23 protein-coding genes and 2 pseudogenes are annotated in these 24,840 nt (G+C 59.3%); 10 read left to right on the top strand and 15 right to left on the bottom strand.

Going from position 1 to position 24,840, the window contains the following annotated elements:
* Positions 1-20: 20 nt before the first annotated feature.
* Both V6617_RS02390 and V6617_RS02385 read left to right on the top strand, forming a co-directional pair.
* Positions 21-1,283 (top strand): O-antigen ligase family protein, encoded by a 1,263-nt coding sequence (locus V6617_RS02390; protein WP_338608846.1) that lies wholly within the window; start codon positions 21-23, stop codon positions 1,281-1,283.
* Between the two features lie 189 nt (positions 1,284-1,472).
* The gene (locus V6617_RS02385; RefSeq protein WP_338606832.1) at positions 1,473-1,697 is read left to right on the top strand and encodes a hypothetical protein; all 225 of its coding nucleotides are present in this window, start codon (positions 1,473-1,475) and stop codon (positions 1,695-1,697) included.
* Here the strand turns inward: V6617_RS02385 and tnpC are convergent.
* From tnpC to V6617_RS02365, 4 genes are all read right to left on the bottom strand, one after another.
* Entirely contained in the window at positions 1,685-3,313 is a 1,629-nt protein-coding gene (gene tnpC / locus V6617_RS02380; RefSeq protein WP_338606831.1) for an IS66 family transposase, read from the bottom strand. The genes V6617_RS02385 and tnpC overlap by 13 nt on opposite strands.
* An 89-nt stretch (positions 3,314-3,402) precedes the next feature.
* Positions 3,403-3,750: an IS66 family insertion sequence element accessory protein TnpB gene (gene tnpB, locus V6617_RS02375; protein WP_338606830.1), complete on the bottom strand. Its 348-nt coding sequence runs from the start codon at positions 3,748-3,750 to the stop codon at positions 3,403-3,405.
* Entirely contained in the window at positions 3,747-4,157 is a 411-nt protein-coding gene (gene tnpA, locus V6617_RS02370; protein WP_338606829.1) for an IS66-like element accessory protein TnpA, read from the bottom strand. Before tnpA ends, tnpB begins: the two co-directional genes overlap by 4 nt.
* A 107-nt stretch (positions 4,158-4,264) precedes the next feature.
* Complete coding sequence (locus V6617_RS02365) at positions 4,265-4,516, bottom strand: hypothetical protein (RefSeq protein ID WP_338608844.1); 252 nt, start codon at positions 4,514-4,516, stop codon at positions 4,265-4,267.
* Between the two features lie 302 nt (positions 4,517-4,818).
* Between V6617_RS02365 and V6617_RS02360 the strand changes: the two genes are divergently transcribed.
* Genes V6617_RS02360 through V6617_RS02350 form a run of 3 tightly spaced genes read left to right on the top strand, consistent with a single transcriptional unit; the run spans position 4,819 to position 6,274 of the window.
* Positions 4,819-4,941, top strand: a complete 123-nt coding sequence (locus V6617_RS02360) for a hypothetical protein (protein WP_338608842.1) — start codon at positions 4,819-4,821, stop codon at positions 4,939-4,941.
* Between the two features lie 12 nt (positions 4,942-4,953).
* Positions 4,954-5,343 carry a hypothetical protein gene (locus V6617_RS02355; RefSeq protein ID WP_338608840.1) on the top strand — a complete coding sequence of 130 codons (390 nt, stop codon included), beginning with the start codon at positions 4,954-4,956 and terminating at the stop codon, positions 5,341-5,343.
* Positions 5,336-6,274, top strand: coding sequence for a site-specific integrase (locus tag V6617_RS02350; protein ID WP_338608838.1), 939 nt, complete (start codon positions 5,336-5,338; stop codon positions 6,272-6,274). Before V6617_RS02355 ends, V6617_RS02350 begins: the two co-directional genes overlap by 8 nt.
* A gap of 441 nt (positions 6,275-6,715) precedes the next feature.
* On the opposite strand, the gene V6617_RS02345 is transcribed toward V6617_RS02350, so the two are convergent.
* The 4 genes from V6617_RS02345 to V6617_RS02330 form a co-directional block, all read right to left on the bottom strand.
* Positions 6,716-8,083: an RDD family protein gene (locus V6617_RS02345; protein WP_338608270.1), complete on the bottom strand. Its 1,368-nt coding sequence runs from the start codon at positions 8,081-8,083 to the stop codon at positions 6,716-6,718.
* A 239-nt stretch (positions 8,084-8,322) separates the two neighbouring features.
* A complete protein-coding gene (locus V6617_RS02340; protein ID WP_338608836.1) occupies positions 8,323-8,955 on the bottom strand; it encodes a tyrosine-type recombinase/integrase in 633 nt (210 codons plus the stop codon).
* Between the two features lie 195 nt (positions 8,956-9,150).
* Positions 9,151-10,470: an amidohydrolase family protein gene (locus tag V6617_RS02335; protein ID WP_338608834.1), complete on the bottom strand. Its 1,320-nt coding sequence runs from the start codon at positions 10,468-10,470 to the stop codon at positions 9,151-9,153.
* A gap of 113 nt (positions 10,471-10,583) precedes the next feature.
* A complete protein-coding gene (locus V6617_RS02330) occupies positions 10,584-11,213 on the bottom strand; it encodes a TetR/AcrR family transcriptional regulator (protein ID WP_338608832.1) in 630 nt (209 codons plus the stop codon).
* 289 nt (positions 11,214-11,502) lie between these two features.
* Between V6617_RS02330 and V6617_RS02325 the strand changes: the two are divergent.
* A pseudogene (locus V6617_RS02325) lies at positions 11,503-11,745 on the top strand (IS110 family transposase); the annotation flags it as partial.
* Positions 11,746-11,960: 215 nt separating this feature from the next.
* Here the strand turns inward: V6617_RS02325 and V6617_RS02320 are convergent.
* The 5 genes and pseudogenes from V6617_RS02320 to hutI form a co-directional block, all read right to left on the bottom strand.
* Positions 11,961-12,431: pseudogene (locus tag V6617_RS02320) on the bottom strand (IS3 family transposase); the annotation flags it as partial.
* Positions 12,432-12,446: 15 nt separating this feature from the next.
* Positions 12,447-14,120 (bottom strand): urocanate hydratase, encoded by a 1,674-nt coding sequence (hutU, locus tag V6617_RS02315; protein WP_338608830.1) that lies wholly within the window; start codon positions 14,118-14,120, stop codon positions 12,447-12,449.
* A gap of 3 nt (positions 14,121-14,123) precedes the next feature.
* Positions 14,124-14,930: an N-formylglutamate deformylase gene (hutG, locus tag V6617_RS02310; RefSeq protein ID WP_338608828.1), complete on the bottom strand. Its 807-nt coding sequence runs from the start codon at positions 14,928-14,930 to the stop codon at positions 14,124-14,126.
* The gene (hutH, locus tag V6617_RS02305; protein ID WP_338608826.1) at positions 14,930-16,465 is read right to left on the bottom strand and encodes a histidine ammonia-lyase; all 1,536 of its coding nucleotides are present in this window, start codon (positions 16,463-16,465) and stop codon (positions 14,930-14,932) included. The genes hutG and hutH overlap by 1 nt, the downstream gene beginning before the upstream one ends.
* Positions 16,462-17,670 carry an imidazolonepropionase gene (gene hutI / locus V6617_RS02300; protein ID WP_338608824.1) on the bottom strand — a complete coding sequence of 403 codons (1,209 nt, stop codon included), beginning with the start codon at positions 17,668-17,670 and terminating at the stop codon, positions 16,462-16,464. The genes hutH and hutI overlap by 4 nt, the downstream gene beginning before the upstream one ends.
* A gap of 74 nt (positions 17,671-17,744) precedes the next feature.
* On the opposite strand from hutI, the gene V6617_RS02295 reads away from it, so the two are divergent.
* The 3 genes from V6617_RS02295 to V6617_RS02285 all read left to right on the top strand — a co-directional run bounded on the left by V6617_RS02295 (position 17,745) and on the right by V6617_RS02285 (position 20,965).
* Entirely contained in the window at positions 17,745-19,115 is a 1,371-nt protein-coding gene (locus V6617_RS02295) for a formimidoylglutamate deiminase (RefSeq protein ID WP_338608822.1), read from the top strand.
* Positions 19,112-19,813, top strand: a complete 702-nt coding sequence (locus tag V6617_RS02290; RefSeq protein WP_338608820.1) for a UTRA domain-containing protein — start codon at positions 19,112-19,114, stop codon at positions 19,811-19,813. Before V6617_RS02295 ends, V6617_RS02290 begins: the two co-directional genes overlap by 4 nt.
* 150 nt (positions 19,814-19,963) lie before the next feature.
* A complete protein-coding gene (locus V6617_RS02285) occupies positions 19,964-20,965 on the top strand; it encodes a LysR family transcriptional regulator (RefSeq protein WP_338608818.1) in 1,002 nt (333 codons plus the stop codon).
* On the opposite strand, the gene V6617_RS02280 is transcribed toward V6617_RS02285, so the two are convergent.
* The gene (locus V6617_RS02280; protein WP_338608816.1) at positions 20,953-21,939 is read right to left on the bottom strand and encodes an asparaginase; all 987 of its coding nucleotides are present in this window, start codon (positions 21,937-21,939) and stop codon (positions 20,953-20,955) included. The two genes, V6617_RS02285 and V6617_RS02280, sit on opposite strands and share 13 nt — an antisense overlap.
* Before the next feature lie 180 nt (positions 21,940-22,119).
* Between V6617_RS02280 and V6617_RS02275 the strand changes: the two genes are divergently transcribed.
* Positions 22,120-23,520: an aspartate ammonia-lyase gene (locus V6617_RS02275; protein ID WP_338608814.1), complete on the top strand. Its 1,401-nt coding sequence runs from the start codon at positions 22,120-22,122 to the stop codon at positions 23,518-23,520.
* Positions 23,521-23,571: 51 nt separating this feature from the next.
* Here the strand turns inward: V6617_RS02275 and V6617_RS02270 are convergent, their stop codons facing one another.
* Positions 23,572-24,840 carry an MFS transporter gene (locus V6617_RS02270; RefSeq protein ID WP_338608812.1) on the bottom strand — a complete coding sequence of 423 codons (1,269 nt, stop codon included), beginning with the start codon at positions 24,838-24,840 and terminating at the stop codon, positions 23,572-23,574.

Raw genomic sequence — 24,840 nt, 5'->3', positions numbered from 1 at the left:
GCCCATTAAGGACGATTGAATTGGTCGCAATAGCGCAAAGCCTTCCCTCAAACGGGCGCCTGACCATCAAGGGCATGCGCTATGCGTTCTATCATCTCTATGTAGCATGCCTACTTGGAGCCAACGCGGTCGTTCTCATTCCTACCAACACCGACGGCACCGTCGGAAGCAATGCTACCTTTTCTTTGAGCTGGATCGCGCTCCATGCGGCTTCGCTGCTTTTCTTCATCACTCTACGACGCCAAAACACTTCCAGCTTGTATATTGCCATAGGGATAGGCGGATATATCCTGCTCTCGGCCCTGTGGTCCCCTTCGCCCTCAACCACCCTGGTCTATGGCGGCATGTTGGCCGGCAATATTGTAGTCGCCCACCTTATGGCGAGCGAACTCTGGTTGCGAGACATCCTCAATATCTTCGCAAGAACCATACTAATCCTAGTGATAGCTGGAATTGTTTCGTATTTCGTCGGATACGGGCAGGTCTACTATTTCGACAGTCACGGCCGAAGCAACATTCTTGGCGGGGCGCCTTTCCGGGGCTTTTTCCCGCACAAAATTATGGCATCCTTATATGCTACTCTGGGATATATTATTGTATATGCCTATAGCAGTGGATGGAGACGTCTTGCATACTCAATAATATTTTTCGCGTTTATTATTTTCACCGGATCAGCGACAGGTATCGTGTTGCTAATATCCGCCGTCCTTTGCTACTATACTGCATTAACGTGTCTCCGAATTGGCGTTCGGGTAGATGTATTCTATGCTGTTGTCCTCGTAGCCGTGGGCGTAGGCAGTGGTATCGCGATCCTCAACTGGTATACGTTGCTGGATTTTCTAGGCAGGGATGGAACGTTGACGGGGCGAACGCTGCTCTGGGAGTGGGGCCTTATAGCCTGGTCCGAGCGGCCTATTCTGGGGTGGGGTTTCAACGGATACTTCACCGGACCGGAGTCAGGTGCGATTAATACCGCCATTCAGCAATTTAGAAATTACGAAGTTCCGCACTTCCACCAATCGTTTATTCAGACAATGGTTGACCTTGGGGCATTGGGAGCGATTGTCCTCGCACTCGTTATCTCGTATGTCTTGTGGCGGTCTTACAGGCCTACGGTATCAGTGGGAAAGAAAGGTGCGGCAGCAATGTTTTCGATCATGACAACGATGCTTCTCGCCTCGACCACGATGTTTCTCTTTCTCAATTATAATCACTTCGCCAATTTCATGCTTTTCTCGTTGTTTTTCGCCCTGCGGGGCCAATCAGCGAACGGCGATAGATAAAACATGTCGGGGCTAATCGGTACCGACGAGGTAGTTACCGCCAGCTCGATCCTCGTCGATTGAACTTCCGTGCCCCAACCAGTGCCTACTCATGCGCCAGATCGCCCTTAGCCAAAGCTGCGTCCTCCGAAGGGAAGCTTTGAACGTAAGCATCCGTTGAGAACCGCGGAGCTTTCAGGATCCGGCTGATTGGTGTTCTTCGATGAGATTTCGGAGGCACTCGATCCCATCTTCAGTAAAGGCGATCGTGCCACCGTCATCGGCGGGACTATAGACCCAGATCACGCCGTCTTCCGTTTCCATTTCGATGGCGATGTCGAAGATGCGGTCGACCGTCTCGCCGAGCTCGGCAGCGACGCGGTCGATGGTTTTGACGGCATGAACCTTATTGCGCTGCACGATCAGGCGGCCTGACGCGTGGCCTGCGGCACCCAGTTCCAGGGAAGCAGTTCTCCCAGCCGGTTCTGCGGCATGTCGGCAATGCGGGCGAGCACGTCGGCGAGCCAGGCCTGGGGATCGATATCGTTGAGCTTGGCCGAGACAATGAGGGTGTACATGAACGCGGCCCGGCGGGCACCGCGGTCCGAACCAGCGAACAGCCACGCTTTTCTGCCAAGGGCAATTCCGCGCAGCGCCCGCTCGGCTGCGTTGTTCGAGAGGCATATGCGGCCATCCTCAAGGAATGCGGCAAAGCCTGTCCAGCGCGCGAGCATATAGTTCATGGCCTTGGCCACCGGAGCGTGACGCGAGAGCTTTTCGCGCTCGGTCATCATATAGGCATGCAGCTCCTCAACCAGTGGCGCGCAAAGCCGCTGCCGCTCGGCAAGACGCTGATCAGGCGGCAGGCCATAAAGATCGCGTTCGATGGCAAAGATCTCGTCGATCCTGCGCACCGCCTCGAGCGCAACCGGAGAGATGGCGCCGCCCTTGCCGTTCTTTTTTCGGACCCTTTCGATATCGGCAAGCTCGAACAAGGGTCGTCGTCCGTGAGCCCAGCAAAAGGCCGGCTGGATAGGCTCACTGCGACGCTCGGGATCGAACAGGCCGTTGTAGCCGGCGAAGGCGTCCACCTGAAGGATGCCGGAATAGTCGACAAGATGGCTCCTTGGATGCTCGCCCCTACGATCGGGTGAAGCAAAGAACAGAGCTGCCGGACCATCGATACCGCCGAAGGGGCGGTTATCACGTACGTAAGTCCACACCCGACCCGTTCTGGTCTGACCCTTGGCCAGGATCGGCACGGTGGTGTCGTCCCCGTGCAATCGATCGGCAGCCATCACGTGATCGGCGATCAGATCATGGAGCGGCTTGAGCGCAACCGTTGCGGCGCCAACCTGATCGGCCAGCGTCGAGAGACTGACGGGCACGCCCTCTCTGGCAAAGCGCTCGGACTGGCGGTTGAGCGGCTGATGCTGACCGAACTTTTCAAACAGGATCGTCGCCAGAAGATTGGGTCCGGCAAAGCCACGCGGGGTGGGATGGAATGGTGCCGGTGGTTGACTGATCTTCTCACAATCCCGGCAACTGAACTTCTCCCGCACCGTCTGGACCACCTTCCATTGACGCGGGATCACCTCAAGCGTTTCGGTCACGTCCTCGCCCAGCTTGACCAGGTGATCGGACCCGCAGCATTCACAGGCTTGCGGCGCTGGCACCACGACGCGCTCGCGCGGCAGGTGATCGGGAAAGGCGCGCCGTTGCGCCCGCTTGCGGGTAAAGGCTCTGACCGGTGCAGCCTTGGCTGCGGCCATTTCGGCGGCAAGCTCGTCTTCGGTGGCCGCCGCTTCAAGATCCTCGAGTTCGAACTCGAGCTGGTCGAGCAGCTTGGCCTTCCTCTCGGAGCGCTGTCCATAAAGACTGCGCTTGAGCTTTTCGATTTCGAGCTTGAGGCGGGCGATCTCGGCGTCGCCATCGGTCTTTTCTGCAACAACCCGCGCCGCTTCGGCTTCCGCCAGATCGGCACGCTGTTCGGCTGCGGCAAGTGCAGCGCGAAGGGCAGCAATCTCGGCGTTTCCGGCAGGTTCGACCATGCCGTGACCTTACCAGAATGTGGTCCCACCCACGAGCCGATATGCCCCGTTTTGCACCAGATGAGTCACCGTGTCGCGGTCCAATATGACTATCCCGCCGAGAGTGGCCGCCAAGTCTTTTGCGGCATCCGCCAGTCGATCCCCTCAAGCAGATATCCGAGCTGGGCAGACGAGATCGTCACAACACCATCGGCCGGCGAGGGCCAAAGGAAGCGGCCGCGCTCGAGCCGCTTTGTAAAAACACATGCCCCCTGGCCATCGTGCCAGATGATGCGAACCAGATTGCCCTTGCGACCCCGGAACACAAACAGATGTCCGCCATGAGGGTCACGCTTGAGCACTTCCTGGACCACCAGCGCTAAAGAGTTGAACCCCTTTCGCATGTCAGTGTGGCCCGCCGCCAGCCATACACGGGTCCCGCTTGGAACCGGGATCATCGGTCCACCACATCGAGCAGGCGTCCCAACGCAAACGGGGCGATATCGGAGCGTACGATCATGCGGCGACCATTGCGCAGCACGATCTCGACAGGACTGGCTGATCCATCCGTGGGCGGCTCTGGTGGAAGGCTGCCATCGCTGGCATGACCCCCAATCCCATCCAAGCGTACCGGATAAAACGAAGCCGCCTCGTTGCCCAGCTGGCCGTCGCGATACGCCTTGCGCCAGGCAAAAAGCAATGGCACCGCAATTCCATGACGTCGTGCGGTCGCCGAACCCATTCGCGGGGCCGACAAGCTTTCTTCAACGATCCGGATCTTCTCCGCATCACTGAACCGCCGGCGCCGGCCTGTGTCCACAATCTCGAGCCGCTCCACACGGCTTCTATCTGTAAGGATATCCATAGCGATAGTTTGCTACCAGATCGGCCGCTCAGGCAAAGGCGGCCCTCAACGGAGGCTTACCTTTGAACCGCCGCGCAGCGATTAAGAAACCCTTCTGTCAACAGTGCCTAAAGCGTCCCGGCACTTTGATCCGTGTTTCTTCGGATCATATCGAGCGTATGCAACATCCTTCCGACGGCAAACCAGAGTGGGGCGGAGAAAAAGCAGAAGATGCTAATCGCGCCATAGATCATCGCTAGATTGACGGTACCATCGATGTAAGAACTGTCGGCGTAGAAAAAGGCCAAGATTGCACAAAGCATGCCCACGCCCGCCGCCGCTCCCGAAAGAATGAAGAAGGTGTATGGCAGGAACCGCATTTTCGCTTCCCTCTTTGGTATGTTCAAATATCTCACCATCCGGCTCAGATCCATACAACAGCAAATTATGCAGGCGATTGCGAGCCCCGAGTGCCATCGATCGCAATTGAGCTAAATGATCAGCGTTAACCTTGCCGGGACCATTTTCTGGTTTCGTTCCCGCCTGGTGCTAGGCTGAACGAATCGAAGCTCAAACGGGGCTTCGTGTCAGGCTGGGTGCGTCGCCTTGAAAAGCGGCCGCCCCGGTGGTGGTACACCGAGACGGCCTGACCATATCAACCCTGCTTGCACAGGAGTCGAAGATGGCTGACACAAGCCCTAGCGCGCTCGCGCGCATTCTTGAAGGCGTATTCGCGCCAAATACTCATTTTTTCATTTTGACCGTCGATCGTCCCGATCGTCGTCCCACGTCCGATCTGGCGTAGGGAGCGACTATCATGAAAATGATCGCTATCGTCTGCGACGGCGCAGGCGCGTTTCACTGCGCCTGCGTCAAAAACCCCGACCTTTTCCGCCGCGACATCGCGTCCAAAACCGGCGCCGGCTTTATCGCCTGGGCCGGCACCCCGATCCATGGCACGAGCCTCCAGGCGCTTATTGCCGATATCGAGCGTTTGGTCCTGCCCCGGTTTACCGCCGGTCCGGCCCTCCAGCATGATCTGTATTTCACCATTGCGGTCGGTTGGGTGGTGTTCGGCAAACCCCTGGCGGTGATCATCAGCGCAAAGATTGTCCGCTCAATCTGGCGGGTGACCGGTATTGCCGTTCTCTGGAACCTCGTTCGACGCTCTGCCAAGGGCGAGCTCAAGGAGGTTGGGCATGACTAATCTTGTGACTTTGGACGGGCCGCCCCCTGGCGACCCCGACCCCGTCCCCGATTGGCAGACAGTGCTCGAGCGGTTGCGCGGCGCTTATGCCGACACGACGATTTCCGGGTATGGCAAGGACTTTCGTCTGTTTGCCGCCTGGTGTGCGCAGAAGGACCTGTGCGCACTGCCTGCCGACCCACAAACGCTCGAGCGTTATCTCAACGAGATGATCCAAACCCTCTCGGCGGCAACCCTGGTCCGGCGGGTCGCCGCGATCGTTCGCGTGCACCGTGCGCTCGATCTTTCCAATCCCGCCGCAACCGAAGCCGTGCGGCTGGCGATGAGGCGCATCAAGCGTCATCGCCCCAACCGGCCGCGCCAGGCCCATGGCATCGATCGGGCCCTGCGCGCCAAACTGCTTAAATCTTGCGCCGATGATCTGGCCGGCAAGCGCGACAAGGCGTTGCTTGCGCTCGGGTTCGAGGGCCTGTGCCGACGCTCGGAAATCGCCGCGCTTGATGTCAAAGACCTCGTTACCGACCGGCAGGGAGACCTTGCGATCCTCATTCGGCGCGGCAAAACCGATCAGACAGGCGACGGACGCGTGATTACCCTTTCTGCAGCCACCGCCAAAATTGTCTGTGATTGGATCGAAGCAGCCGGGCTTGAAGCCGGCCCCCTGATCCGACCGGTCTATCGCGGCCGCCCGATCGCGCGGCACATGGTGGGGCATTCGATTTCGCGGTTGCTCAAAGAGATTGCTGAACGGGCAGACTTACCGCCCGAAACATACCAAGCGATCAGCGGGCATTCCTTGCGGGTCGGTGCAGCGCAAACCCTGTTCGTGGATGGGCATGATGTGCTTAAGCTCATGAAAATGGGCGGCTGGAAATCGGCCAATACGGTGTTTCGCTATATCGAGCGCACCGAGATCAGCCTGTGGATGTAAGGGGCAACGCGGCCCTTGCCCCGCCATCGCCGTTTCGACGGACATTTCCCCGCCCCTCTCCATACCTCCCTGCCCTTTTGCAGTTTCGCGTTTTGCCGGGGCGTAGGTATTAGCCCCTGCACCTGAGGCAAGTCGCAAAAAAAGAAGGTGCGGAAAGGGGGGTTGTCGATCGCACAACGGATCCTTTTAGGGAATGTGCGGAAAAGCCAAATTGCCGATGGTTATTGTCGTTCTGTTCGTTTCTGCGCTCCACAAAGCGCCCCAAAAGACAGTTTTACGTTGGCGGCTTTGAAGTCACAGCGGACTGCCCGTTCTCGGCGAGGAATTGGGGAAAGCAGACGTTCCGCAGTCGACGCCATGGTGGGCGTTCACGGGGGAGTTCCAAAAAATCGAAAGCCGACATTCGGCCTGGTGGACTAGCCTCCAATTCCACGAGTCCATTTACTTCGTCGTGCTCCACAGTGCTGCTGCGAGAGCGGGTACGGTCACGTCGCCTCCAGCGGCGGCAGTGTCGATGCTGACGATGCGCCAGAACGTGGTGCCAACCTTGGTGATAAGCATCGATGCGCGCCAGCCTTCGCTGTCGAAGGTGCCGTCCGCGCGCAGAACGCCCGGTGTTTGCGTTTGGGCAAAGTCTCCGAAGGTCATCGTGCCCGCGACGCCAGCCTTGAGTGCCCTGCCGTAGGTTACCAAGTCGGTGACGCCGGCAACCTCATCCTCTGCGCCGAAGATCGCCTGCTTCGTGCCGTCTGCATTGTTGAAGACGTAGACCGTTGCACCTTGGCCATTGTCCTCAGCCGAAGCGGTCCAACCTGCCGGCAACATCACGCGCTTATCGGTGTTTGGGTTGGTCCACTCCATCGTGATGACCGAAGCCGGACTGGGTGGGCTATAGTTAACGGGCTCGGGCCAGACGCTGTACGCGATCCCACCAACGAAGACCAAGGCGCAAAAGAGCATCCCGATGGCGCGACGCCATCCAGGCATATCGTCCTGCTTCACCAGCACGATTCCTTCGTCGTAGCTCGCCGGCAGACCCCTAGTTACACGGCGGTATTGGAAGACGCCGGAGAAGATCGACACGATCGGAATGCCGAAGGCGAGGCCTTGAATCCATACCTTGAGTTCGCGGACGATCTGACCCACCAGACCGAGGTGGCCGGCGAGGTAGGTGAACCGCAGCGCCATTACCGACTTGCCGATCGTTGTGCCGAAGATGCCGGTCACGATTCCGTTGAGGATCAATGCGACCGGCAACAGGAGCAGGTTTTGGACCTGAGCCTGTTGACTCACAAGCTGCAAGTAGAGGCTCGGTTGCAGGTAAGCCAAGGCATAGCCGACGCCCAAGCCTGCAAGATAGCTGGTGATAGTCAGATCCAGTGCCCGAGCGAAATAGCGAGACCAAGGGCTGTTCTGGCTCAGCTCGTGCCGCTCGGCGGCCGGAACGAAAATCGGCTCGCCCCAACCATCGGGTTTCTCGTCTTCGGACGCGACAGGCTCGTCCCTCACGGGTGCCCAAGAATTGCGGGAAATAGGCAAAGGCTTCGGCTCCACCTTCTCAACCACGGGAGCCGCAGCCGAGGGCGCTGGAATGTCCTTCACCATTGGCTCTTGAGGCGGCAACGGTGGCGGTGGGACGCGAAGGTTCTGAAACGGCTTCTGCAGCCGGAGCAATGCCCATTGTTGCATGCCCTCGCTCCAGACGAGAGTGTCGCCATTCAACCGGCCCGATAGAAAAAGGCCGCGAATGGCTTCTTCATTGTGCGGACCATCGGGCGCCCCCTCCGCGGCGAAATACCAGTCGGCCAAGTCGAATCCCCCAATGGCCCAAGTCTTTGCCGAGATTGTGCCACAATTAGGCGGAGCTCGTCACGACCTACTTCATGACACTTGGTCACGGTCCGAAATCACCCACCGCCAACGACTGCTTTTCCCGCTGAATTGACGAAAAGCAGTCAGTCCCCTTCCCACCCCCGTGTCGGCATCTGTGAGCGAATGGCCTGCATTGCGAAGCGGTCATCCATTCTGAGCGGATGACCGCTCCTAGCTCATATTTCAGTCCGTTCAGCCAAAAGCAGAGCATCCTCGATATCTATACCGAGATACCGAACAGTGTTCTCGATTTTGGTGTGTCCGAGCAGGATCTGGATGGCGCGGAGGTTACCGGTGGCCTTGTAGATCATGGCCGCCTTCGTTCTTCGGAGTGAATGCGTTCCGTAGTCTGATGATCGAAGGCCGATGGCTGTGACCCACTCATCGACCAAACGGGCATACTGTCGCGTGCTCATATGGTGGTCGTGGTCGACGCGGCTTGGAAACGCATAATCACCGACAGTGCCCGCTCGCCTCTCGAGCCAGGTGAGAAGGCTGGCTCTTACATCGCCGGTGAGTTCGAACTGCACGGGACGTCCAGTTTTCTGTTGAACCACCATTGCCCGGGTTCGAATTTCCGGCCCCGTGACCAAGTCACCGGTCTTGATCTTGACCAGATCGCATCCGCGGAGCTTGCTGTCGATCGCGAGATCGAACAGCGCACGGTCTCGAACTCGTCCTTCCCGATCCAGGAAGAAACGGATTGCCCAGATCTGCTTCTGCGTCAGGGGACGCTTGGTCCCTACGGTCTTGCCTGCATTCCATGCAGCCCGTCCTCGGGCTGCAGCATCATATCGTGAGTATCCCATTTCAGGTCTCCTATGGCCGTGATTGGCCAAAAGAGAAACGCTGAGACCGGCTGCCGCGGGGCCGAAACCGGACGGTTCGGTTGTGGCGGAGAACCGAAGGAAGCAGCCGTTTAGCTGCCGACCCATTGCGGTCGTTCGCGCATGTGTTGCGCGCACCGGCAAGCGGTCACTGATACCATCTCACATTGCCGTGCCTCAATCGCTGAGCAACTCGGTGGCATGGGGAGAAAACCAAGGACGGTAAGGCGCATAAAGTGCGTCGAGATCGGCTAATATCGCGTCGAGCGCGACCCGATCCAATATTTGGCCGTCGAAAATGACCGCCTCGATTTTGGTGGTGTTGGCGATATCTTCAAGAGGGTCAGCTGAAAGCAGGACCAGATTAGCGCGCTTGCCAGTTTCGACTGTCCCCCGGTCGTTGGCCACGCCAAGCCATTGGGCTGGTACTGAAGTCGCGGATTGCAGCGTGTCCATCTCGCTCATGCCCGCTTCCACCATTGCCGCAAGTTCCCGATGCAGCGACAGTCCCGGTGCCAGGCCCGGGACAAAGGCGGCATCGGTACCCGCGAGAACGGTGACACCTGCTTGGGATGCCGCGGAGATCAGGCGAGCGTTGAAATCGACGACTGCTTCGAGTTGAGCGATCCGCTCGGGTGACGTGTTCTCGATGTAGTGGTTCATCTCGAACCACAGCATCAGTTCGATCGGGTGCACCGTCTCAAGACCCGGAACGCTGGCCAGGATGTCTGGGTCGCGGGACTGGGCCAATATCTGTTCATTGAGAAACAGGGTTGCTGTCAGCGCTGTATCATTTTCCAGAAGGCGGGCAACGATATCGGCGATTTCTGAGTCGCTCATTTCCCTTGCCCGCCAGGAGAATTCCTCTGCGTGGGCGACCATGGCAAAGCCGGGCACGAGCACGTCTACAGGCTGGGTGGCGCGGCCGCCAGGAATATGGCCGATAACACGCATTCCGTGTTTCTGGGCAGCATCGAGCACGGCGCGGAACGTATCCATATCGAGTTGGCTGTAAATCTTGACGAAATCGAAGCCTTGCGCAGCAATCTGTGCAACGACCGCTTCGGCCCCTTCGGGGGAAGCGATTTCGCGCGCGCCGTCGCGCATAGCAGGTACGCCATCGACCATAGCGGCGGTCGCAAGGAATGGTGCAATCGCCTCACCGCTTTCTACGCGGTCGCGGATGGCATTGCTTGCGTCTGTCGCAGCCAGATCGGCGACCTGCAGCACTCCATGGGCGATATAAGGGGCAAGAATATCCTCGGCGGTGACTTCGAGTTCCGGGATGTCCTCGGAGAGAAAATGCATGTGCATGTCGGTGAACCCTGGAAGCAGGTAGCGGCCCGAACCGTCGATGACGGTGTAGCCGGACGGAACTGCGGCCTCGTCCGGTGACATGATTGAGGCTATGCGGCCATGGGCAATCAACACGGTGGCGCTTTCGAGCGGGGCCGCGCCAGGGACCATGCTCAGCACGGTCACATCGGTGATCGCCATGCACGTGTTCGTGCAGGCATCATCGGCCAAGGCGACAGGCGCGATCCCGACCGCAAACGCCAAGGTTAGGCCAGCGAGAGCGCTTATGGGAGCTTGCCGGATGGGGCAGCGTATCATGAGTTTTCTCCAGATGTTCCCGGTTGACGTTGAGAGGCGCTCAAAATGGAGCGCACCAGGGTCTCGATCATGCTGCGATCGGTCCCCGGTGCTTGCTTGCGATCCCAGACGGCGCGCAGAATGGTGAGGTCGTGCAGCCCCATGAGCCAGTCAGCGGCCTGAAGCGGATCCGTCCCCGGTGCGACCTCGCCCTTGGCAATGGCCGTTTCCACGAGCGCAACAAGCTGGTCGCGCGTATGCAACTCGTCCCGCTCGAGGGCCTGGGCGAATTCGGCATCGCGGCGGGCAAAGGCAATTGCCTCGAACAGCAACCCCGCCAACACAGGATTGCCCTGATGCGAAAGCGCTTCTTCGAAGAATCCGACGAGTGCCGCGACCGTGGTCGGGGCACGCGACGCTTCATTGAGCCGAGCTGTGTCTTCGGATTTTCCTTGCGCGAAGATGGCGGCGAACACATCGCGCTTGCTCTTGAAATAGTGGAAAAGCTTGCCCGAGCTGATCCCAGCCTTTTGACAGATATCGGCAGTACGGGTGGCCTCGAAGCCTTTTTCGGCAAAGCAGATCGAAGCGGCATCGAGAATCTGTCGCCGTTTTTCCGCATGCACTTCAGGATCGATCTTACGCATCGATAAATAAATAAACAGAGCGCGCGGTTTGTCAATAGATGGTCAGTTTGGTCCACCGCCTTTGCCGAGAAGGCGGCCTATGGGTACGGACGGCTTTCGGGAGGCGGATACAGCCAAATGAACGGCCAGAATGGGGGCGCGTTGCCGACTGCAAAATTATGGCCGATTCCGGAATGTCCGGTTTTGTCCACGAATGTGACACTGCTGACATTCAGGGCGGTAGACCCAGAGCCCGACGAAAAGCCTAACACCCAGTTCGGCATCAACGAGCAAATCATACGGAGGTGGCCAAACCGCAGTTCTCAAACGGACCAATAGCTTCAGGGATAAATTCGAGCGATACATCTCGAAGGATCGGCACAACGCCCATCTGCGCCGCAAGGCCTATACTGCCATTGCAGCCAAGATGGCGCGCACCGTTCACGCCGTGCTTAAGCATGGCGAACCCTATCGCCCCTTTTTTGAGGGGGCGAGCCCAGGCGGAAGGACCTCCATCTGTCGGAGCCGTGGAGGCAGTTCACTGACCTCGTAGATAATGTTCGGGCCTTCTGCTTGGGATTTGGGATCTCGTATCAAGGACGGTGAGGGCCGCCACAGCGCGTACCCTGTTTGCTATGGAAGAGATCATTTCTTGACGGCAGAGCCCGTCTGGGCAACTTTATAAGGGCACCCGGAGCGCCGGGTGCCCCATGACCTGCGGACCTACGCAGCAAAAATTCCCGACATAGGACGTTGTCGCCGACAATCCATCTTCAGTTTGCAACGTGCCGCCATGATCGTCTCGAGCTCTCGGGCAACTCGCAGACCTGAGAGGGATGTATCAGCGACGAGCGCCAGGCACTCGCGCGTGCAGTCATCCACGATGGCCAGAACCCTGAAGCGGCGTCCGTCGGTCAGTTGGTCGGAGACAAAGTCCTACGACCAGCGCTCGTTGGGTGCTATGGGGATGACCATCAGGGCCCGCGTTGCCAGGGCACGTTTCCGGCAGCCCCTGCGCCGCACCGAGAGCTTCTCTTCCCGATACATCCGGAACAGGCGCTTGTGGTTGACCACATAGCCTTCCCGGCGCGATAGCACATGCAGGCGCCGATATCCAAAGCGCCGGCGTTCATGGGCAATTGCCTTCATTCGATCCCGGAGATCGACATCATCCACACGGCTGCCCTGATACCGCATGGTCATGCGACAACAGCCCAGCACCGTACACGCCCGCCGCTCCAGTGTTCTGTGTATTTAATCCTGAAAGATTCCGGGTAGATCGAGGTTTTTTTCGCGGGCCCAATCCCGGGCAATGTCATACCCCGCATCGGCGTGGCGCATCACGCCGGTTGCCGGGTCATTCCATAGTACCCGTTCTAGCCTGCGTGCCGCGTCATCGGTTCCATCGGCCACAACGACCATGCCCGCATGCTGGGAAAAGCCCATGCCAACGCCACCTCCGTGATGCAGAGAGACCCAGGTGGCGCCCGACGCGGTATTGAGCAGCGCATTGAGCAGTGGCCAGTCCGAGACCGCGTCAGACCCGTCCAGCATGGCTTCAGTTTCCCGGTTGGGCGAGGCCACAGAGCCGGAATCGAGATGGTCGCGTCCGATAACAATGGGTGCCTTCAATTCGCCGCTACGGACCATCTCGTTAAAAGCAAGGCCGGCGCGATGCCGGTCACCGAGGCCGATCCAGCAGATTCGTGCCGGCAGGCCCTGAAACGGGATACGCTCCCGCGCCATGTCCAGCCAATTGTGAAGATGCTCGTTCTCCGGAAACAATTCCTTCATCTTGGCATCGGTCTTGTAGATGTCATCAGGATCGCCGGAGAGCGCGCACCAACGGAAGGGCCCGACGCCCTTGCAAAACAGCGGACGGATATAGGCCGGAACGAAGCCGGGGAAGTCAAACGCGTTCTCCAGCCCCTCATCCTTGGCTACCTGGCGGATGTTGTTGCCATAGTCGAGCGTGGGGACCCCTGCGTTCCAAAAATCAACCATCGCCTCGACGTGTTCCTTCATCGAGGCACGCGCCGCTTTTTCCACGGCCTTGGGATCGCGCTCGCGACCGTCGCGCCATTCGTCCATGGTCCAGCCCTTGGGAAGATAGCCGTTGACGGGGTCGTGAGCCGAGGTCTGATCGGTCACGATGTCAGGATGAATGCCCCTTCTGACGAGTTCTGGAAAAATTTCGGCGGCATTGCCCAAGAGGCCGACCGACTTCGCCTCGCCGGCCTGTGCCCAGCTTCTGATCTTTTCGAGCGCCTCGTCAAGAGTTTCGGCACGTTCATCGAGATAGCGGGTTCGCAGACGGAAGTCGATCCGCGTAGAATCACATTCCACGGCGAGACAGCATGCCCCTGCCATGACGGCGGCAAGCGGCTGGGCACCGCCCATGCCCCCGAGCCCGCCGGTCAGTATCCACCTGCCTTTGAGATCACCGTTATAGTGCTGGCGTCCTGCCTCGGCGAAAGTCTCGTAGGTGCCCTGAACGATGCCCTGGGTGCCGATATAGATCCAGGAGCCCGCGGTCATCTGGCCGTACATCATCAGACCCTTGCGATCGAGCTCGTGAAAATGATCCCAGTTGGCCCAGTGGGGAACGATATTGGAGTTGGCGATCAGAACGCGCGGAGCATCCTTATGGGTGCGGAAAACGCCGACCGGTTTGCCAGACTGGACAAGCAATGTCTCGTCATCCTCGAGCCTTTTGAGGCTCGCGACGATTCGGTCGAAGTCCTCCCAACTGCGGGCCGCCCGTCCAATGCCGCCATAAACGACCAACTCATGCGGATTTTCGGCCACATCGGGATGCAGGTTGTTCATCAGCATCCGCATTGGCGCCTCGGTCAGCCAGGACTTGGCGGTGATGTCAGTGCCGGTGGCTGGAAAGATGTCACGGGCATTGCGACGGGTCTGGGACATTGATCATGCCTCCTTGGCAAGCGTGCGCGCCTGAGCGGCAAGCGTTTCGAGTACGGATGCGAGATAGGGGCGAAGCCTGTCGGCCTTGGTCCGGCTATAAGCGAAAGGCGGAGATTCGGCCTCCAGATGGGTGGACTGAGCCAACTCCATCTGGACAGCATGGATTCCCTGCTCCGGACGACCATAGTGCCGGGTCGTCCATCCTCCCTTGAACCGGCCGTTCAGCACGCTGGTGTATCCATCGGCGGCCGCGCAGACGGAGGTCACCGCCCGCTCAAACAGCACATCACATGTCACACCGCCATTCGTGCCGACGTTGAAGTCAGGCAGCGTTCCATCAAAGAGGAACGGTATGTGCGAACGAATGGAATGGCAGTCGTAAAGAACCGCAATGCTATGCTCTTTCCGTACTCGCTCGAGTTCATCGGCGACAGCTGCGTGGTAACTGCCATGATAGGCTCGGCGCCGACCTTCGATTTCGGAGGCGTCCGGCTCCATACCCTCCTGATAGATTGCGCGACCGTCGAAATCAGTGATGGGGCAAAGGCCGGTGGTATTTTGTCCTGGGTAAAGACTTTTGCCGCTGGGGTCTCGATTGGTGTCAATCACGTAGCGGTGAAAATTGGCGCGTATTATGGTGGCGTCGGGAACAAGCCCCTCGTAGAGCCGGTCGAGATGCCAGTCAGTATCGGCAAGCCGCCGGCCGCGCTCGTTGAGCCTGGCCCAGATCACCGGCGGCACCCACATGCCCGAGTGCGGCATGGCGAGAACAATGGGTCCCTTGCCCCTTGTTACGGTGAGCGGCTCCATCAGAGGACTCTGAGGGCCAGATGATCGTCAAGGCTGGCAGCATCGGTGATGGCACCTGTCCTCACTAGATCGGCCGCTTGGGAGAGATCATCGGCAAGGTAGCGATCCTCATCGACCGCCGCGCAGTCAGTTCTCAAGCGGGCAATGACGGCCTCGAGAGGCTGGCTGGACCTGAAACCCGAGCGGAACTCGACGCCCTGCGCGCCGCAAAGCAGCTCGATGCCCAGAATCTGGCTGAGATTGACGTTCATCTGCACGAGCCGCCGCGCCCCATGGGCCGCCATGGAGACGTGATCCTCCTGATTGGCGCTGGTCGGCGTGGAGTCGGTCGAGCATGGATTGGCGAGATGCTTGTTTTCGCTCATCAGGGCCGCCGTGGTGACCTCTGCGATCATATAACCCGAGTTAAGCCCCGGATCGGGAGATAGAAAGGGTGGCAAATCGAACGAGAGTGCGGGGTCGACCATGAGGGCGACACGGCGCTGGGCGATCGCGCCGATTTCAGCCACAGCAAGCGCGATCTGATCGGCCGCAAAGGCTACAGGTTCAGCGTGAAAATTGCCGCCGGACACGATTGTGCCCCTCGACGACAAAACCAGCGGATTGTCGGTGACGGCGTTGGCTTCGATCTCCAGGGTCGCCGCCGCCTGACGCAGCAGATCCATGCTCGCACCGGTCACCTGGGGATGGCAGCGAATGCAGTAGGGATCCTGAACCCGCTTGTCGCCCTCAATATGGCTTTCACGGATTGCCGAACCCGCCATGAGGAACCGCAGCGCTGCCGCCACTTCGATCTGGCCGCGATGGCCGCGCAGGGCGTGGATTTCCTCCTCGAATGGAGCGGTCGAGCCCATGATTGCGTCAGTCGAAAGGGCTCCGGTCACCACCGCTGTGCGGGCGTTGCGCCAGGCGTCGAAAAGACCGGCCAAGGCGAAGGCGGTGGAAAATTGTGTGCCGTTGATCAGCGCCAGCCCTTCCTTTGGCCCGAGCGTCAAGGGTTCAAGTCCGGCGGCCCTGAGCGCCGCCTCGGCCTGCATGGTGCGGCCACTGAAATCGGCTTGGCCCTCACCGATCATGGCGGCGGACATGTGGGCGAGCGGGGCGAGATCGCCCGATGCGCCTACCGATCCCTGTGTGGGTACAACCGGTACAATGCCTTTGGCCAAAAAAAACTCTATCTGCTCGATGACGTCCCAGCGTACGCCGGACGCCCCGCGCCCCAGCGACAAGAGCTTGAGCGCCATCATTAACCGGACCATCGATGCCGGTGTGCGATCACCGACACCGCAGCAGTGGGAAAGGATGAGGTTGCGTTGAAGCCGAGCGGCATCTCCAGGCTCGATGCGTACGCTTGCGAGCTTTCCAAAGCCGGTGTTCACACCATAGACGGCGACGTCTCCCGCAGCTGCAGCGGCAACTTGCCGCGCGGCCTCTTGCACCGCTGGCTGGAAATCGCGATCGAGCATGACCGTGCAATCGGTGCGATAGATTTCTTCGAGCTGCGCCAGAGTTGCGGCGCCCGGGGTAAGTATCATGACAAGAGAACTCCAGCGTGGATGCGGCGATAGAGCGGGTTGGCCCCGATGCGATAGGCAAGTTCAGCAGGACGGGAGACCGCCCAGACCGCAAGATCGGCGCGGCATCCCGATCGGATGATACCGGCATCGGCAAGACCAAGAGCCCGGGCAGCGTTACGGGTGACACCGGCCAAAGCCTCTTCGGGCGTGAGCTGGAACAGCGTGCAGGCCATGTTAAGCGCCAGAAGGAGGGAATTCAGAGGTGACGAGCCCGGATTACAATCAGTGGCGACCACGATAGGAACACCGGCATCGCGCAACGCCTGCACGGGAGGCACTTGCGTTTCACGCAAGGTATAAAAGGCCCCGGGCAGCAACACCGCAACGGTTCCGGTTTTGGCCATGGCCTCGACGCCCTCGACATCAAGATATTCCAGATGATCGGCTGATAAACCTTTATAGCGGGCAGCCAGAGCCGCACCGCCAAGGTTGGACAATTGCTCGGCGTGGAGCTTTATCGGCAGGCCCAGCGTCTCGGCCCGACTGAAAACGCGTTCGATCTGTTCAGGAGAGAAAGCAATGCCCTCGCAGAACCCATCAACGGCGTCGACGAGGCCTTCAGCGAAAGCCGCGTCGAGGCCGGGCAGGACGACTTCATCGAGATAGTCGTCCGCCCTGCCCTCGTACTCGGGCGGTACCGCGTGGGCGGCCAGATAGCTGGTGATCACCCTGATTGACCGCGCGCGGCCAATCTGACGCGCCACGCGCAGCATTTTAATCTCGTCAGCTATGCTCAATCCGTATCCGGATTTGATTTCCAGCGTTGTCACGCCTTCAGCGATCATGGGATCGACCCGCGTGAGAGCTTCGGACAACAGATTTGTTTCGCCGGCCGCGCGGGTGGCGAGGACGGTTGAGACAATGCCCCCGCCCTCCCTCGCGATCTGTTCATAACTGGCGCCTTCAAGCCGCAGTTCAAACTCGCGAGCCCTGTCGCCTCCGAACACCACATGGGTGTGACAATCGATGAGGCCGGGCGTGACAAGGCGCCCGCCGAGATCAACCGCGCCTAAACCGGAAAACTGCGGCGGCAGCCCAGTTCGCGGCCCGCACCAGGCTATACGGCCATCAGCGACGGCCACTGCTCCGTCTTCAACGAGACCAAAGGGCGTTGACGCGGGTTCCATTGTGGCCAGTGTGGCGTTTGTGAGCAGATAGGGCATCAACCTGCGCCTTGTTTATATCGTGTTTATAGTTATTATGTATGCACATATTGGATTGTCAATGGGGTTTCGTCATGAAGTCATTGTGGACCGAGCAAGCCTTGCTGAGTGACGGCTGGACCGACAGCGTTCGCGTCGGGATCAGCGACACGGGTCTTATCGCGTCAGTCGAAGCAGGTGTGCCTCCTGCTCCGACGGATCGCAGGCTCGGTGCCTTGCTGCCGGCGCCGGTAAATCTGCACTCTCATGCCTTTCAGCGCGCCATGGCTGGTATGACGGAGCGGAGGGGGCCCGCGGCGCGCGATACCTTCTGGACATGGCGGCACCTTATGTTCCGCTTCCTTGAGGCGCTGACGCCAGAAGATGTCGAAGCAATCGCTGCCTTTGTACAAATGGAAATGCTCGAATCCGGCTACGCGTCGGTGGCCGAATTTCATTATGTCCACCACCAGCCCGATGGCACGCCGTACGCTGACATCGGCGAACTCTCGGGCCGCATTGCCGCTGCCGCGCAAGCGACCGGCATCGGACTCACTCTGCTGCCGGTGCTTTATCAGTACGCAGGGTGTAACCGCGCACCACTGGCCCGGGGCCAGGTCCGGTTCGGCAACACGCCAGAACGGTTCGCAAAACTTCATGAGCGCGCCGGGACAATCATGTCAGCCCTGCCCTCGGACGCCAGCCTCGGGGTTGCTCCACATTCCCTGCGCGCGGTCGGCCCGGAGGGTCTCGACGCGACCATCGCGATGGCCGCCGGACGGCCGCACCACATGCATCTGGCCGAGCAGGTCGGTGAGGTCGACGAGGTTAGGGCGGTCTATGGGCGCAGACCTGTCGAATGGTTGCTCGACAACCATGGCGTTGACGAGAGCTGGTGCCTCATCCACTGCACGCAAATGACACAGGACGAAACGCTGCGCCTCGCGCAGACTGGCGCGGTGGCAGGGCTGTGCCCCATCACCGAGTCCAGCCTCGGCGACGGCATTTTCAACGGCACCGATTATCTTGGCGCTGGCGGGCGGTTCGGGGTCGGCTCGGATTCTAATATACGCATCGCGCTCTCGGAGGAGTTGCGCACTCTCGAATATTCCCAGCGCCTACGCGACGGGCTCCGAGCCGTCCTGGCTACGGAACGGGAATCCACCGGCCGAGTCCTTTTTGCAGGTACCGTCAGAGGAGGCGCGCAAGCGGTACAACGACAGTCGGGCGCCATCGCCAGCGGCAATTGGGCTGATCTACTGGCGCTTGATACCACTGCCACAGATCTCGCGAACCACAGGGGCGATGCGCTTCTCGACAGTTTCGTCTTCGCAGGTGACGACAGGATGGTCGCCGACGTATGGTCGGCCGGGCGCCACCTCGTGCATAAAGGGCATCATATCGATCGCGACCGCATTGTTGGCCGATACAGGAAAACGATGAGTTCCCTTAAGGACCGTCTATGACACAAATCGAAACCAGATCCTGGCGCGGTGTTCACAGCGAACTCCTTCGACGTATCAACGAAAGGGAATGGCGTCCGGGCAGCGCCGTGCCCAATGAAGCCGACCTGGCCAGTGAGTTCGGCTGCGCCCGCACGACAGTCAACCGCGCCATGCGCGAACTCGCCGATGCCGGCCTGATCGATCGCCGCCGCAAGGCGGGCTCCAGGGTGGCATTGCACCCGGCAAGCCGCATCGTGCTCGACATTCCCATCATCCGGCTCGAAGTGGAGCAGCGCAACGCGCAGTGGAGCTATGGACTTCTCACTCAGGCCATGGAGGAGGCTCCGCCTCAGATCTCGAGCAAGCTCGGCCTTGATCGCGGCACATCACTGCTGCACGTTGAAAGCGTGCACTATGCCGACAATCATCCATTTTCGCACGAGGACCGCTGGATCAACCCGGCCGCTCTTCCGGGGATGGAACTCGCTGACTTCACCAATGTCAGCGCCAATGAATGGCTGATCCAAAACGCACCGTACACGGCCGGTGATATAGCATTTTCGGCCATCAACGCCGATCAGAAGTTGGCCGGCCTGCTCGAAACTGTCGAAGGGGCGGCCCTATTTGTGATAGACCGTATCACTTGGGACAAATCCGTGCCAGTAACAGCCGTGCGTCTGTCTTATGCGCATGGATATCGTATGAACACCAGGATCTGACAATGCATCTCGAGGATCGAACACCGCTACGAAAGCGGGGGCAAGCATCGAACATGATCAGACACGCACTATCATTGTTGATGTGAATTTGGCATCCCTAATGACCATCGCCGCGGTAACGCCTCCTCAATACATCCGTCTGATCTGAAAATGGCACTACCGGACCTGCATTCGCTAGAAATCGCCGTAACCGTCATCGAGACGGGTAGCATGAGCGCCGCGGCCGCCCAACTTGGCATGACTCAGTCTGCGGTATCCCAGGCGACCAAGCGCGCGGAGGCCCAGATTGGCGTAAAGCTAGTTCACCGGGACCGCAGACCACTCGTACCAACCGACGCGGGGAAGGTACTCGTTGGCCATATTCGAGAAATCGCGTTGCATGCCGGGCACGCGATCGAGGAGGTGCGAACGACCGCATCTCAACCCGAACGCCAGGATCTTCGTCTCGGTCTGGTCGATACATTCGCATCGACGGTCGGCCCGCTCCTGATCCGCGAACTGATGGAAGGCGCCATTGCTTTGCGTATCACAGCATTTTCGGGTCTGGCGCGTGAACACGCCGAAGCGCTCACGCGCCACGAAATCGATGCTGCTGTCAGTTCCGATTTGATGGACGAGCTTGACGGGCTGATGCGATTCCCGCTTTTTCGCGAACCTTTCGTACTGGTTTGTCCACGAGCCTGGGCCGAAACGCTGCGCGACAGGCCCCTGCGCGATGTTTTGTCCGAGCGCCGTCTCATCCGTTACAGTGCGCGCTCGCACATGGGTATGCAGGTGGAGCGGCATCTAAGACGGCTACGTATTGAGCATCCGCGTGTGCTGTCATTTGATACCTCGGATTCGCTGCTCGCGATGGTGGCGGGTGGCGTTGGCATCTCAATCACGACGCCACTCTGCCTCGCTCAAGGCGCAAGCCATCTTTCATCGCTGACCGTGCTGCCATTGCCCAGCCCCGGCTTTTCAAGGGAACTGATGCTCATAACCCGGTGCGGCGAACTCGAACCGCTCGGTTCGCGCATAGCAGAGACGGCACGTAATTTACTGAGACGCCACACAAAGGACCGGACCGTGACGCAGATACCGTGGCTTAAGGACCTAGCTGACGACATGGTCTGGACGCCTGAGTTGCTCGGCGACGTTCAGATAGACTGAAAGGCGCGTCCAATTTCGTCGCGAGTGTCGCCCCGCGCCAGACAGAGCGCGAGCACTATGCGTGCCTTTTGAGGGCTGAGATCATTGCCGGCTATGATGCCGAGGTCTCTATGGCCGGCGCTGTCGACCACCTTCCCCGCTCCTGTACGGGAAGACTGGACGACGATCACCCCCGCTTCTATCGCTTCCGCCAGCGCTTTTGTTTCCGCAGGCGTTCCCATACCGGGACCGAACCCGGCCGAAACCACGCCTCTCGCCCCGGCGTTCACGAAGGCTTTGATCGCGCACCCATCAGCCCCGACATAGCTGTAGGCGATATCCACGCGCGGCAGCTTGCGCAGGAGACCACGCCCAAACGACAGCGGTCTTCTGTGCAGTTCTTGCCGTGTAAACCTAACAGCAAGCCCATCGACGGTGCCTATAGGTCCTTCCCAGGGCGACTTGAACGCGTTGAGCCGCAGGGTATGTGCCTTTGTGACAGTGCGCGGCGCATGTATCTCGTTATTGAGAACGACAAAGACGCCACAATTTCGGCCTCGATACGCGGCGTCTGCGACGTGAATGGCTGCTGCCAGGTTCGCCCCGGCATCCGAGGACAAACCCGACAGCGGGCGCATCGCTCCCGTTAGAATGACAGGGACGTTTAGATCGAGAACGAGGGAAAGCAGCCAGGCAGTCTCCTCAAGGGTGGCTGTTCCGTGGCCGATAACAATTCCGGTAAGGCTCGTGTCCTGCGCCAGTTCCCAACAAAGGTCCGCCAGCTCTGACCAGTCAGTATGGGAGACGGCCGAGCTATCGAAGGTCCTGAAATCAATCGGTACAATATCGCCAATCGTCTCCGCCAGCCCGGTCCGGTCAAGTATCGCCCGCGCGTTCACGCGCGCGTTTGAAGCATTGTAATCAAGCAGGTCAAACGGGCCGCTTCCGATCGACGCAATGGTTCCACCAGTTCCAATAAAAGCGATCTTCGGCATCAGATTAGTCCTCCCATGCGGGATCCGCCTATCCCGTTAGCTGAAGCCCAGCAATGATCAATGACAAGTATGAATACATATAATGCTGATGAGTGATCTCGCTGATACCTGAGTTCTTGCGTTCAAAAAGGATGTCCAATTTGCCATTCTCGAGACATCACACCGTCCGCAGGAATAAGCATGCCGAACACACGTACCGAAACCGACAGCCTGGGTTCCCGGCGATTGCCATCCGGAGCGCTTTATGGGGTGGCAACGTTGCGGGGCCAAGAAAACTTCAACATTTCGTTTCGAAAACTCGGCGATGCGCCCGAACTGCTCAGGGCGCTTGCGCGCATCAAACGTGCAGCTGCGGCGGCTAATCGCGATATTGGTGTGTTGCCCGCTGATATAGCAGGGGCGATCGAGGACGCGGCTGTGGAAATCGAAAGTGGCCTCCATGCCGATCAGTTCGTCATCGACATGCTGGAAGGCTCGGGCGGCACCTCCACCAACATGAATATGAACGAGGTGATCGCCAACCGCGCTCTGCAGCTTCTGGGCGACGAGCCTGGCCAATGGGAGCGAATCCACCCCAACGATCACGTCAATATGGGGCAATCCACAAATGATGTCGTGCCGGCTGCGATCAAGCTGGCGATTTACGAGAAATCCCAGACATTGATCACCGTCCTGTCGCGGCTCGCTGCAGCGCTGGAGAGCCGCGCCCAGCATTTTGATGATGTTCTACGGGTTGGTCGGACCTGCCTGCAAGCGGCGCAGCCGATGAGGCTTGGGCAGGCCTTTGGCGGATACGCGGCGGCGATCAGGCGGCTGGTGGAAAAATTGGCCGCGCTACGCGACGACATGCTTTTCCTACCTCTTGGCGGAACCGCCATCGGTACAGGTCTCGGAGCCGCCCCCGGCTATCGCGACGCCGTGTATAGGCATCTTCGCGACATCATCGGAGACGACGTGCGGCCCGGCGAAAACATGTTCGACGCAATGCAGAACGCTGACGGGTTTGCGCGAATATCGTCGGAAATTCGAATCTGCGCCGAGGTTATCGGGAAAATTGCTTCCGATCTCATTGTCCTCTCGTCAGATGCGAACAGCGGCCTGGGTGAACTGCGGCTTCCCGCGGTGCAGCCCGGTTCGTCCATCATGCCTGGCAAGATCAATCCCGTTCTACCGATGATGATGCAGCAAGTCGCTTTCGCCGTCATCGGCAACGACACGACGGTTTCACTCGCGTGCCTGCATGGACAGCTAGAGATCAATCACTTTGAACCCGTCATCGCCTTCAGGCTGTTGGACTCAATCGATCTTCTCTCGAAATCAGTCCCGATTTTGGCCGAGCGCTGCATTGCGACTCTCGAGGCAGACATCGACCGCTCGTTGGAGAACCTGATACAGTCCCCCGCTCTAGCGACAGTCTTTGTGCCAAAGCTAGGATACGCCGCGGTTTCAAAACTCGTTCGCGCCTCTGTCGCCGAGGGGCGCCCCTTCACTGAACTGGCGTTGAAGCGCGGCCTTCTAACGCGCGAGGACATTATCGAACTTGCACGTGCCAGCACCAGTTTCAGCGATGAAATTGCATAGGTTGTTGCTGCCTCCGATCATGCCACACCCCTTTGAACGCAGTCATGGTGTTCAGTCGTTCCGTGCTGATGGCCGCGTGCTCCCAAGGAAGTTCGCGCGCTCAACGCTGAAACTCCCGCTCGTTTGAGCCGCGCTGGCCAATAATGCCGCCAAAAGGCAGATTATCGAGGCCGCGACCAGGACGGTAGAAGTACCGACCCATACGGCCAGCGGAGCGATGACAGATAGCCCGAGTGGAGCGAGACCATAGGAGACGATAAAATCCAGCGACGAAACCCGCGCCAACTTGCTCTCCTCCATCTCCTGCTGGATTGCTGTGAACCAGACTATATTAAAAAGTTCGGCACCGATCCCCGCTATGAAGTACGCAACCACTGGTATCCAGTACGTCTCGGAGAACAGGAGGCTAAACGGTACCACTGCGTAGATGCCGAGGCCGGCGAGAGCCCACCAGCCGCGCTTGGTCGGCTTCCAATTCGATAGGATCACGGCTCCACCGATTGCCCCGCAGGCATAGGCGGTCGCGGTTCCGGCGAGCAGGGAAGCGTCACCAAAAACGGCCTGGCTTAGCTGCGGCGTCAGCACGTTGGTGACCGACCAGCCGGCCGCTATCACCGCTGAGAGGGCGGTGAGCCCGGAGAAAAACCACGGATGGCGCCTTGCCTCCTTGTAGCCTTCAACGAGGTCGCCGGCGAAGCGGTAAATCCGTGAGCTACTGGAAAGGCCCCCGGGATCAATCCCCTTGTCATTTTCTGGCCATGGGGGAAGCAATCCGCTCACGATCCAAAGGACGAAAATTGCAACAAACGCGGCACCTATACCCAAGGTCGTCGCGATGAGGACCGCCAAAGCGGGACCTATTAAACCGGTTGTTCTCGCTGACAGGCTTAGCGCGGCATTGGCCGCCTGAAAACTACCTCTGGAAATGATCGCGGGTACGATGGCTTGGTAGGCTGGCCGGCTGGCGCCCTGGCCAATTCCTGATAAAATCACACCAGCGATGACCAGCATGAATCCCTCTGTCGTGTTCTCTCCGACAACGAGAAGCGAGGTAAGCAGAGTCCCCGCGGCGGCAATCAAGCCGGCCACCAGCAGGATACGCCTGCGTCCTCCCCGGTCTGCCAACACGCCGCCGATCGGTACACCGATGAGAAAGCCAGTCGCGCGCAGAGCCAGCAAAATCCCAAGCTGGATGGCATCTACAGCCCCGGTCGATACAGCAAAACCCAGGATGAAGGGCAACGCCCAGGTGGCGACGGCGGAAGCGGTATTGCCGCACCACAGTCGCAGGAACGGAACTGAACGAACACTTGATGTCAT

The sequence above is a fragment of the Pelagibacterium nitratireducens genome (assembly GCF_037044555.1).
GTDB classification, from domain to species: domain Bacteria; phylum Pseudomonadota; class Alphaproteobacteria; order Rhizobiales; family Devosiaceae; genus Pelagibacterium; species Pelagibacterium nitratireducens.
This window is presented reverse-complemented; position numbering and strand designations above follow the sequence as displayed.

Excerpts from the sequence above, each read along its gene's own strand:
- tnpC (WP_338606831.1), bottom strand. The coding sequence starts at position 3,313 with ATGGTCGAACCTGCCGGAAACGCCGAGATTGCTGCCCTTCGCGCTGCA.
- tnpB (WP_338606830.1), bottom strand. The coding sequence starts at position 3,750 with ATGATCCCGGTTCCAAGCGGGACCCGTGTATGGCTGGCGGCGGGCCAC.
- tnpA (WP_338606829.1), bottom strand. The coding sequence starts at position 4,157 with ATGGATATCCTTACAGATAGAAGCCGTGTGGAGCGGCTCGAGATTGTG.
- V6617_RS02365 (WP_338608844.1), bottom strand. The coding sequence starts at position 4,516 with ATGCGGTTCCTGCCATACACCTTCTTCATTCTTTCGGGAGCGGCGGCG.
- V6617_RS02360 (WP_338608842.1), top strand. The coding sequence starts at position 4,819 with ATGGCTGACACAAGCCCTAGCGCGCTCGCGCGCATTCTTGAAGGCGTA.
- V6617_RS02355 (WP_338608840.1), top strand. The coding sequence starts at position 4,954 with ATGAAAATGATCGCTATCGTCTGCGACGGCGCAGGCGCGTTTCACTGC.
- V6617_RS02350 (WP_338608838.1), top strand. The coding sequence starts at position 5,336 with ATGACTAATCTTGTGACTTTGGACGGGCCGCCCCCTGGCGACCCCGAC.
- V6617_RS02340 (WP_338608836.1), bottom strand. The coding sequence starts at position 8,955 with ATGGGATACTCACGATATGATGCTGCAGCCCGAGGACGGGCTGCATGG.
- V6617_RS02335 (WP_338608834.1), bottom strand. The coding sequence starts at position 10,470 with ATGGCGATCACCGATGTGACCGTGCTGAGCATGGTCCCTGGCGCGGCC.
- V6617_RS02330 (WP_338608832.1), bottom strand. The coding sequence starts at position 11,213 with ATGCGTAAGATCGATCCTGAAGTGCATGCGGAAAAACGGCGACAGATT.
- hutU (WP_338608830.1), bottom strand. The coding sequence starts at position 14,120 with ATGTCCCAGACCCGTCGCAATGCCCGTGACATCTTTCCAGCCACCGGC.
- hutG (WP_338608828.1), bottom strand. The coding sequence starts at position 14,930 with ATGGAGCCGCTCACCGTAACAAGGGGCAAGGGACCCATTGTTCTCGCC.
- hutH (WP_338608826.1), bottom strand. The coding sequence starts at position 16,465 with ATGATACTTACCCCGGGCGCCGCAACTCTGGCGCAGCTCGAAGAAATC.
- hutI (WP_338608824.1), bottom strand. The coding sequence starts at position 17,670 with ATGCCCTATCTGCTCACAAACGCCACACTGGCCACAATGGAACCCGCG.
- V6617_RS02295 (WP_338608822.1), top strand. The coding sequence starts at position 17,745 with ATGAAGTCATTGTGGACCGAGCAAGCCTTGCTGAGTGACGGCTGGACC.
- V6617_RS02290 (WP_338608820.1), top strand. The coding sequence starts at position 19,112 with ATGACACAAATCGAAACCAGATCCTGGCGCGGTGTTCACAGCGAACTC.
- V6617_RS02285 (WP_338608818.1), top strand. The coding sequence starts at position 19,964 with ATGGCACTACCGGACCTGCATTCGCTAGAAATCGCCGTAACCGTCATC.
- V6617_RS02280 (WP_338608816.1), bottom strand. The coding sequence starts at position 21,939 with ATGCCGAAGATCGCTTTTATTGGAACTGGTGGAACCATTGCGTCGATC.
- V6617_RS02275 (WP_338608814.1), top strand. The coding sequence starts at position 22,120 with ATGCCGAACACACGTACCGAAACCGACAGCCTGGGTTCCCGGCGATTG.
- V6617_RS02270 (WP_338608812.1), bottom strand. The coding sequence starts at position 24,840 with ATGACATCAAGTGTTCGTTCAGTTCCGTTCCTGCGACTGTGGTGCGGC.